Source organism: Lonepinella koalarum, from assembly GCF_004565475.1.
GTDB lineage: Bacteria > Pseudomonadota > Gammaproteobacteria > Enterobacterales > Pasteurellaceae > Lonepinella > Lonepinella koalarum.
In genome coordinates, this window is sequence record NZ_SRHX01000006.1 from 175,146 (window position 1) to 183,472 (window position 8,327).

An 8,327-nucleotide genomic window follows, 5' to 3' on the forward strand; every position below is an offset into this window, starting at 1 on the left:
TAACTTTCGGGGTTTGTTTTTGTTGCGTTATCAATCTTTCGTTTTCAAATTCCGCAAATGTTTAATTTGTTGTTCAACGGTTAAATCATAATTATCTGTAATACGACGATAATACTCTATGGCATAAGGATTTGTTTCAAGATCGTGAATTTTTTGAGCTATTTCGGCTTGTGTTGGATCTTCTTCGATCTCATTTTCATCATCTTCAAATTCCTGTTCGCATTCTTGCATATATTTACGCCATTTTGTGAGATCATCACCATACCCAAAAATAACCGCAAGCTCTCGTTGTCGCTCAATAGGCAAATCTAAAGACGAACCCATTATTTCACCTCAATTAAATAAATAATCTTTTTCTTGAAAATCCAAAACCCTTTTTCTTGAATTTTCTCAATGTAAAAACGCTTTCCATTTTTAAATAATACTTCTCTTTCATTCTTATATAAAGAGATATTTTCAATATCCTTGCCTGTTTTTCCCTTAATAACAAACTTTACATTACCTGAAAAGGTTTTTAATTTCTTGTTTTTTGTCGTACTTGTGAAAGCATATTCAGTAACTATTGCCTTTTCAGCATAACGTAGCAATGCTTTTTTATCAAGTTTGGCTATTCGATAAGTTTTGCCAATATAATTCGGCAATTTATCTAACGCTTTATTTAACTGCCGAGTAAAAGTTTTTTGGACTTCCGTTGCTTTATCTAAGCGTAATGCAGTATTTAATGAACGGTAAAGTTCACCAGTGTAACCAATAATTGAGATTGCTTCAGCTTTGGATAATTTATACTGCTCAATTGCTTTGGCGACTTCTGTTTTTTCCAAATGTTTTGTTACATCATCAAATTGTTTGCCTATCAATGTCTTTAATTGCTGCTCTGGCATTAAATCAGATTTATTTTCTCCCCCTTTCTGCTCCGCCAACGCCTGTTTAATCTCATTCTTATCGAACAGCGGTAACATTACGCATCTACAATTAAAGTCTTCTCCACAATGCCCTGTTGGCGGTGGATTATCCAACGCAAACACCTTGCCGTCATTTTCTGCGTGGCTTTCTCGCACTCGTTCATCGCCTGATGTACTCCAGCGGTAATGCGTTATGCCTAAGTTTTCATATTGAGCTTGGTCAAGACTTGAATTAAATTTCGCTGTTTGGTCACGGGCAATAAATTTTGCTCGTTTGTCGGTCACATCACCGATTTTCTTAATCTCTGTGGTTAAATCCTTAACACTTCCGCCACGAGTAGCAGACATCGTTACTATGGACTGGATTTTATCCAAATATTGCGACTGGATAGATTTAATCAGTTGAACATTCGCCTCGGTGTAAGCGGTTAATTTCTCGCTCACTTTGCCGTGTGTGCCAAGATAGCTTTTAATATCAATCCCTGTGGCTTGTTCAATACGTTGTGAAAACTCTCTATCATGTTGAGCCTTACCACGAGCCACAAAGCCGTCTGATAAGCGTTTAGCCATTTCATCGACTTTACGATTAGCCAACGCATTCACGGCTTTTTTAATGGCTTGGCGTGCGGTTTCTGCCTCATCGCTATCGGTTATCAACGGCGAAAAAAAGTGCGGATTTTTCACCGCACTTTCGACCTGTTCTCGCATGGACTTTACAAAGGCTTTCAACTCGCTAAAATACCAGCGTTCTGTTTGAATACTCCGCTTATAAGGCTTGTACTTCTTCAGTTTGATTTTCTGGTTGTTGCTGATAATCTCGGGCAAATTCATCATCGGTTGTGTCATCGGTCTGCTCCAGTTCGTCTAGTTCAGCAATATCTTCTGCGGAAATATTGGTAAATAACCCCGTTTCTTTAAGCTCATTCGCCACCTGTGAGCCTGTCAGTACGCCATTTTGCATTAATGCCCCTGTGGCTTGTGAGAACGTATTCAACGCCGTGACTTGCTGTTCTGTGGTTAATTCCGCAAGGCTTGGGAACTCAAACCACCAATCCTCCGGCATGCTACCTAACGCCATTTGGCAGAGTATAGGGTCAATTCGCTCTAAAATCGGGCGAACTCGGCTTTCTTGTAAAGCATGTATGCTTTCGTGATAGTTTTGAATATCTTCTGCTCCGCTGGCAAATCCCGCCGCACTTTGTCCGAATAGGATTGTAACTGGCATATCCGCCGCCCCTGCCACCGCATTGCGAAACTCGACTAACAAATCTTTTAGCCCAGCAAATGCCAGTTCTTTTTGTTCGTAGTCGTTTTCAGCGTCTAGTAATAGGCTATTGGTGGTAGATTTAATCGCCTGTACATTAGCAATGGCACTGGCAATGCTATTTTCTTGCCCTGACGCAAGGGCATTGGTTAAGCCGTTCATTTTGAATACATCAACCTTGCATTCGTGAACTAAATCGCCCACGTTGATACTCATGGCATCATAACGTTTCAAGGTTTCATACACTGGGGCCAAATCCGATTTGCCCCAAATATCAGGGCTATATTGCTGTGAAAGCACATTCGGACGAGCATTCACTAAAATCAGCCGTGAATAATGAACATATTGCAAGCGGTCGCCTGTGGTGATTTGATAATAGTCATAACGTCCAAAATTCGGTGACATAACGTCATTATTACGGTTACCAACAGGGCTGATAAAATTCTTATGCACCAACACCAATCGCCGTAATTCTTGAGTTGGGTCAATCGGGTAATCTAAAGTGCGGTCAGAAATCAGCAAGATCCCCACACCGCCATAAAGACTTGCCCAAACACAGGCTTGCTCTACCACATCACGAATTTTTAACACTCGCTCTAAGCGTTCGATTTTCTCCAACTGGTCGGCATCCACATCATTTGAAGAAATCTCACGCCAACGCCGAACCATATCATAAGCACGCTTACCGCAAATTTTATTGACCACCCAGTTACTTTCCCACATGGCGTCCAATTCATTATTGAACACATCGGGCTGATAACCATAATGCAACTGATTGACCCTTGCCCCAAGTACGGTGGAAAGGTTAGTTAAACCGTCATTTAATTGTAATTCTGTTGTCATAGTACTTCCCATAGGGTTTTCGGCTCAATCGGAGCAAAACACATAATCAAGCTATCCGCTAAGTTAGGGGACGGAATGCCTCGCTTTTTCATTTCCGCTTTGCTTTCTACTTTTACTCTACCGTTGTTGTCATAGGTTACTCTAGGGCGTGATAGCTCGGCTTTTAAGTATTCCAATTCGGCAATTTGGCTATCTAAACTGATTAACTGATCAACTGGGTAGCTATCGCCAAACTTCACCGCCCGATAGGTTTTATAAAAACGGTCACGCACCGCCCACCACGCTTGAGCCTTGATATTTGCGAACATATCCGCATTTTTCTTGCCTAGGCTATATTCGATACTTGGTTGAAATACCGCACCGCCTGCATTAAATCCCACCGCTCGCAAACGGCTGTTTAAAATACGGTTAAAATGAGCTTTCACCCCTGCCCCCACGCCGATTGAGTCAAACACAATTTCACTGGCTTGTTGCTCAATAGCGTAAGTATGGGTTCTATCTGCACTGGTAATCACATCGCCATCTTTCCAGCTCACACAATCCAAAACAATTGAACCATGAGCTAAACAATTAGCGTTAGCATCACCCCCTTCGTCTGCCACATCAAAGCCCACCACCTTACGCCCCACTGGCTCAAAGTTTAGTTTTTTGTGAGCGTTGATAGCGGTTTCAATCCAGATTGGCTTGATGACGGCTTGATCGGAATCTGCAACAGGTTCACCAAGCCAAATATGACGATAAAGCTCATAATCTTTTTCTTTGCATTCTTCCATTTCAAGTCGCAAAGTTTCTGGAAAATAAGGATTTAAATCATAATTGACTTTAAGCGATACGCAGTCTTTAGGCGGATGAGTAATAAACCGCTGATAAGTTTCATCAAGAATATTTTTAGGATTAAACGTAACCCAAATTTCAGAGTTTTCTTTCCGAATAGTCGGAATAAGAATATCCCAACTTTCTTTAGATACGTTTTCGCCTTCTTCAACCCAGCAAATATCTACACCTTCAAGCGATTTAATTTTAGTTGGATTGTTCTTAATTCCATAAAACAGGAAAATCGACCCTGTTCGCACGTTGTAGATTTTATTCTTTTGAATATCAAACTCGTTTAAATAGCCGTGCCGTTCTATGGTGTCCGCTAATAATTGGATCACCGAGTCACTGATAGAATTTTGCAGCTCACGTCCACATAATATACGCATATTGGCACGGCGACTAATCTCAATTAATAACCTTGCTACCGTCCACGATTTACCACTACCACGCCCACCATAAAGAATTTTGTAACGGTGTGGCTCAATCAATGGCAAAAAGTTTTTCTCAATCAGCACGGAACAGATCCTTTAATGAAACAAGAGCTAACGAGCCATCGGATGAAGAGACATCTACTTTATCTTTAAACATACCCAAATGCTTGCCGAGCAACTCAAGAGCTTTATTCGCTGCATGCGGTTCAAACACAAATTGAGCGACATCATCAGCTACTTTCTCACCATTTTCACCGGTACGAATTTCACTTAGCACAATTTGCTTTTGTCCTGATGATGTTTGAACAATGTATAATAAGTTCTCAATGATTTTATCTTGCGTAACTTGGGTACGGTTTGAACGTTGATTTTGTGCATTTTGGATAGCGTTTTGAACTGTAGTTTTCTGTAGTAGTTGATATGAGATTTCCGATGCTCTATTAGCACTATACCCAGCTCGAATTGCTGCTTGCGTGGCATTTAAATCAACTAAATACTCTTCCACAAATCGCTTTTGTTTATCGGTTAATTTCCCACGCCCATTGTTAGACGTGGATTTAACCCCGTCTTTCTTTGGCATGGTTAATCCTTACTTAATTCTGCAACTGCTCTGCTTGCCATTCCCGAATTTTATCAACTCGATTTAAGCACATATCACGCTCACGTTTTAATATCACCGCATATTCGGTTACATCGCCGTAGGTTTTGCCTTTGAACGAACTCTTATCTAAATGTGCAGTTAATATCGCTGGGATTTGCGGACAGCTACAAACCTGTGGCTCACGGCTCGCGCAAGAACTCAATAACATTATCAGGAGCGACAGCATTATAAGCGTCACTGCTTTTTGCTTTGGCAGGGATATATTTAATGACTTCATCGGCCTTCTCTCTTAGCTCGCTTTCTTGCTTTGTTAGCTCTAACGTTAATTGACGATTCTGCTCAACTTCATCTTTGAGCTGCGTAATAGTTTTGCTTTGTGATTGAATCCTTTGGGCTTGCGTTTGGTTTTTAGCATATAAGCTATCCATCTTCTGTGATTGAATCCAAATCCAACCACACAAGCCCAAAATAGCTATGATTAATCCAAGTGTGAGCCTATTCATCAAACATCGCCTTTTCACGTTTACGTCGATTTAATAATACAGGGCGACCGCCTGCATTTTTCCATACCAAAAACTGCTCACTGGCACCGTGGTAATCTTTCGCATTTAATTTACGCACTAAGGTAGAACGACTAAACGCTCCTTCGCCAATATTAAAAGCTAAACTGACTAATGCGTCGAATTGATTTTGCTTCAATGGTACAGTGACATAAGTATTCACCGCTTTCTCAAACCGTGCTAAATCTTTCACCAAGATTTCCCGTGCTTTTTCTTGGCTAATCATCATGCCTTTGCTTATCGGCTTGCCGTCAACTAATCCCGTATGACCATAACCAATCGTCCATACCCCCACCACATCTTGATAAGCCTGTAATCTACAGCCTTCTTCACGCTGCAAATGAGCGATACCCTTTTCACTGATTTTCATCTTTTCTCTCCGGATAAACATTACTTTCACTTGATATTTTGTTATTCAGGAATTTAAATAAAAACTCTCTCAATTTCTCCGTACCAATAAAACCAATCATGGTACCAATAAAAGCGGAATAATCTATATTGTCAAAGACATGACCCAGTAAAGGGATAATTGAACCGGCAATAGACGCACAAATCATGGCATCAAGCAACATATAACAGAAAGTGGTCTTTTTCCGCATAAACATCATTCTTAGCAAAGAGATAATGATTGCCGCACAGGCACTTTGTAATATTTGCCAATCAAAATTAATCTGCAACCATTCCCAGATTTGTGTCCATACATCAGGGGTTTTAATAGGCATATTCTCACTCCGCCTACTTTTAGGCAATAAAAAAGCTCACCTGTTACAGTGAGCGGTAAGTTCTGTTAAGATAGCGTTTCCACACGACAAAATAACAGAGGTTTACAATGATTAAAGCAAGAATATCTCGTCAACAAATCTTAAATAACATTCCCGAGCAGTATCGCCATTATTTTAATATTAACATTTCAGATATTGATCAAGATTTATATCCGCTTTTTAAAAATTTTACGGATGCGGCAAATATTCTGTGTAAATTTGCTCACATCAATAAAAAAATAGACATTGTTTTCTACATAGAACTTGAACCAACACTAAAAACGAGCACTGTATCTTTAAATATAGTATTAAACAACGAAGATGCTGTGCATTTTTATGTAGGACAAACCATCTTCTACAATCTTGATAAAGCCATCCAATATCCAAAAGAAGCTCAAATCACTGCATATTTAGAAGAACTTGTTCATGTATTTATGAATGTTAATGATGAAGTTCTTGTAAAAGAAATAGTATCTTCAATGTATGAAGGAGTGGCTTATAACAAAGAAAAAGATATATACGAATTTAAGTAAAACTTGAAGCTTTCGTTCCACCTGAAACAATATGCTGGTTGTGGACAATACCTAAAGATACAATATCATCTGATTTAAATTTCAGCTTCAAATTCTCATAAAGTGCCACAAGTAAATATTCTGGCACTTCTTCACTGTTAATCTTAATCTTATCGCCAAAAGTAATTTCCATACATACTCCAATAAAAAAGCTCTGCAAATAAAAAGCCCCAAGCATTGCTGCTCAGGGCTGTAAATTCCTTTCGTGCGTTTTAAATGTACGAAACCGCACTGTAATTGAAATGTACTACTTTAAACTCAAGTTGTCAATCATTTTTTGAGCAATTAAACAGATTATTTTTACTTGCTTTAATGTATCCAAAACTATACAATATATTATCACTTAACGGAGCAACCATGTATATCATTGAAGAAACCGAAATATTCTCAGAATGGCTTGATAATCTCACCGACCAAATGGCTGTTGTGGCGATTGTTTCACGTATTGAAAGAGCGAAACAAGGGAATTTTGGCGATCACAAATCCGTTGGTGATGGTGTCTATGAAATGCGAATCACTAAAGGCAAGGGCTACCGAATATATTACGCTCGCAAAGGTGAAATCACCTACATACTCACCAACGGTGGAGACAAATCGACCCAAAGCAAAGATATAGACAAAGCCAAACAACTTTGGCAACAACTCAAACAGGAGCTATAAAATGACAATTAAAACCAGAGAATTTGATGCAGCACGTTATCTCAAAAACGAAGAAATGATGGCGGCTTATCTTGCCATGGCATTAGAAGAAGGCTCACCAGAAGAATTTGTACAAGCCTTAAACACCGTAGCAAGAGCCAAGGGTATGTCAGAACTTGCGGAAAAATCTGGTATCGGCAGAGAAAGCCTATATAAAACCCTTTCCAGCGAAAAACCACGTTTTGATACGATTCTAAAAATCATTGCCGCACTCGGGTTAAATATCTCTATATCCCCTAAGTTGGCAGTGTCTTAAAAAATAACTTGAATCGCACCACTGCCAAACATCGCCCCACTCATAAAGTCTTTCGCTGTTCGCAACAGATTGTCAAACGTAGAGGGGCGTAATGCCATTTCTAAACAAACATTCCGCTTATCCTGCCCTTGTAAATAAATTGCCATTAAGACTTGATAAGCCTCTAAATTTTGCTGCCTTAAAATATCTAACGCACTATCAATCCGCAAATACATATCATCGGATAAATCTGAAATCGCATAGCGTGCTTGAACAACTTTTCCATCGCGTATAAAAGACTGCAAATTCGGATATCCTTTAATCCCTTTAAAACTCCCCCATCGTCTTGCCCATACCCATAAAATATCACTAATATCAATTCGCAAATAAATCACATCAACTCCTTACACTTCGCCTTATACACCCGAATCAATTCCTTAATCTCATCAACGCTTAACTTCAACGGCTTATGGTCTTTCCGCTCCAACCATTCCACACGCTCTAACCCAATTTTCTGCACTAAATTAATCCGATATTCCGTAATATTCCCACTTAAATGTGTATTGCAAGGCTGACATTGCTTATGGCAATTGTCTTCATTAAACCGTAATTCAGGGCAAGCCTTGGTGGTGCGATAATGCCC

15 protein-coding genes are annotated in these 8,327 nt (G+C 39.6%); 3 read left to right on the forward strand and 12 right to left on the reverse strand.

Annotated features, from left to right (window positions below; genetic code table 11):
* Nucleotides 1–30: 30 nt before the first annotated feature.
* Genes E0709_RS09005 through E0709_RS09045 form a run of 9 tightly spaced genes read right to left on the reverse strand, consistent with a single transcriptional unit; the run spans nucleotide 31 to nucleotide 6,139 of the window.
* On the reverse strand, nucleotides 31–324 hold the full coding sequence (locus tag E0709_RS09005; RefSeq protein WP_132302387.1) for a hypothetical protein: 294 nt from the start codon (nucleotides 322–324) through the stop codon (nucleotides 31–33).
* Nucleotides 324–1,748: a phage minor head protein gene (locus tag E0709_RS09010; RefSeq protein WP_132302386.1), complete on the reverse strand. Its 1,425-nt coding sequence runs from the start codon at nucleotides 1,746–1,748 to the stop codon at nucleotides 324–326. The genes E0709_RS09005 and E0709_RS09010 overlap by 1 nt, the downstream gene beginning before the upstream one ends.
* Nucleotides 1,669–3,009, reverse strand: a complete 1,341-nt coding sequence (locus E0709_RS09015; protein WP_132302385.1) for an anti-CBASS protein Acb1 family protein — start codon at nucleotides 3,007–3,009, stop codon at nucleotides 1,669–1,671. The genes E0709_RS09010 and E0709_RS09015 overlap by 80 nt, the downstream gene beginning before the upstream one ends.
* On the reverse strand, nucleotides 3,006–4,340 hold the full coding sequence (locus tag E0709_RS09020; protein ID WP_228777495.1) for a PBSX family phage terminase large subunit: 1,335 nt from the start codon (nucleotides 4,338–4,340) through the stop codon (nucleotides 3,006–3,008). Before E0709_RS09020 ends, E0709_RS09015 begins: the two co-directional genes overlap by 4 nt.
* Complete coding sequence (locus tag E0709_RS09025; RefSeq protein WP_132302384.1) at nucleotides 4,330–4,836, reverse strand: terminase small subunit; 507 nt, start codon at nucleotides 4,834–4,836, stop codon at nucleotides 4,330–4,332. The genes E0709_RS09020 and E0709_RS09025 overlap by 11 nt, the downstream gene beginning before the upstream one ends.
* Nucleotides 4,837–4,849: 13 nt before the next feature.
* On the reverse strand, nucleotides 4,850–5,059 hold the full coding sequence (gene lysC, locus E0709_RS12420; RefSeq protein WP_424353157.1) for an Rz1-like lysis system protein LysC: 210 nt from the start codon (nucleotides 5,057–5,059) through the stop codon (nucleotides 4,850–4,852).
* Nucleotides 5,037–5,360: a DUF2570 family protein gene (locus E0709_RS09035; protein ID WP_132302382.1), complete on the reverse strand. Its 324-nt coding sequence runs from the start codon at nucleotides 5,358–5,360 to the stop codon at nucleotides 5,037–5,039. The genes lysC and E0709_RS09035 overlap by 23 nt, the downstream gene beginning before the upstream one ends.
* Nucleotides 5,353–5,787, reverse strand: a complete 435-nt coding sequence (locus E0709_RS09040; RefSeq protein ID WP_132302381.1) for a lysozyme — start codon at nucleotides 5,785–5,787, stop codon at nucleotides 5,353–5,355. The genes E0709_RS09035 and E0709_RS09040 overlap by 8 nt, the downstream gene beginning before the upstream one ends.
* A complete protein-coding gene (locus E0709_RS09045; protein WP_132302380.1) occupies nucleotides 5,774–6,139 on the reverse strand; it encodes a phage holin, lambda family in 366 nt (121 codons plus the stop codon). Before E0709_RS09045 ends, E0709_RS09040 begins: the two co-directional genes overlap by 14 nt.
* Nucleotides 6,140–6,246: 107 nt before the next feature.
* Here E0709_RS09045 and E0709_RS09050 point away from each other — a divergent pair, with 107 nt between their 5' ends.
* The gene (locus E0709_RS09050) at nucleotides 6,247–6,711 is read left to right on the forward strand and encodes a hypothetical protein (protein ID WP_132302379.1); all 465 of its coding nucleotides are present in this window, start codon (nucleotides 6,247–6,249) and stop codon (nucleotides 6,709–6,711) included.
* Here the strand turns inward: E0709_RS09050 and E0709_RS09055 are convergent.
* Complete coding sequence (locus tag E0709_RS09055) at nucleotides 6,704–6,883, reverse strand: hypothetical protein (protein ID WP_132302378.1); 180 nt, start codon at nucleotides 6,881–6,883, stop codon at nucleotides 6,704–6,706. The two genes, E0709_RS09050 and E0709_RS09055, sit on opposite strands and share 8 nt — an antisense overlap.
* A 224-nt stretch (nucleotides 6,884–7,107) precedes the next feature.
* Between E0709_RS09055 and E0709_RS09060 the strand changes: the two genes are divergently transcribed.
* Together E0709_RS09060 and E0709_RS09065 are read left to right on the forward strand one after the other, a co-directional pair.
* Nucleotides 7,108–7,410, forward strand: a complete 303-nt coding sequence (locus tag E0709_RS09060; protein WP_132302377.1) for a type II toxin-antitoxin system RelE/ParE family toxin — start codon at nucleotides 7,108–7,110, stop codon at nucleotides 7,408–7,410.
* 1 nt (nucleotide 7,411) lies between these two features.
* Nucleotides 7,412–7,705: an addiction module antidote protein gene (locus tag E0709_RS09065; protein WP_132302376.1), complete on the forward strand. Its 294-nt coding sequence runs from the start codon at nucleotides 7,412–7,414 to the stop codon at nucleotides 7,703–7,705.
* Here the strand turns inward: E0709_RS09065 and E0709_RS09070 are convergent.
* On the reverse strand, nucleotides 7,702–8,079 hold the full coding sequence (locus E0709_RS09070; protein ID WP_132302375.1) for an antitermination protein: 378 nt from the start codon (nucleotides 8,077–8,079) through the stop codon (nucleotides 7,702–7,704). The genes E0709_RS09065 and E0709_RS09070 overlap by 4 nt on opposite strands.
* Nucleotides 8,076–8,327, reverse strand: a 252-nt coding sequence (locus tag E0709_RS09075; protein ID WP_209300508.1) for a recombination protein NinG, incomplete at its 5' end; no start/stop codon positions are given. The genes E0709_RS09070 and E0709_RS09075, both read right to left, overlap by 4 nt.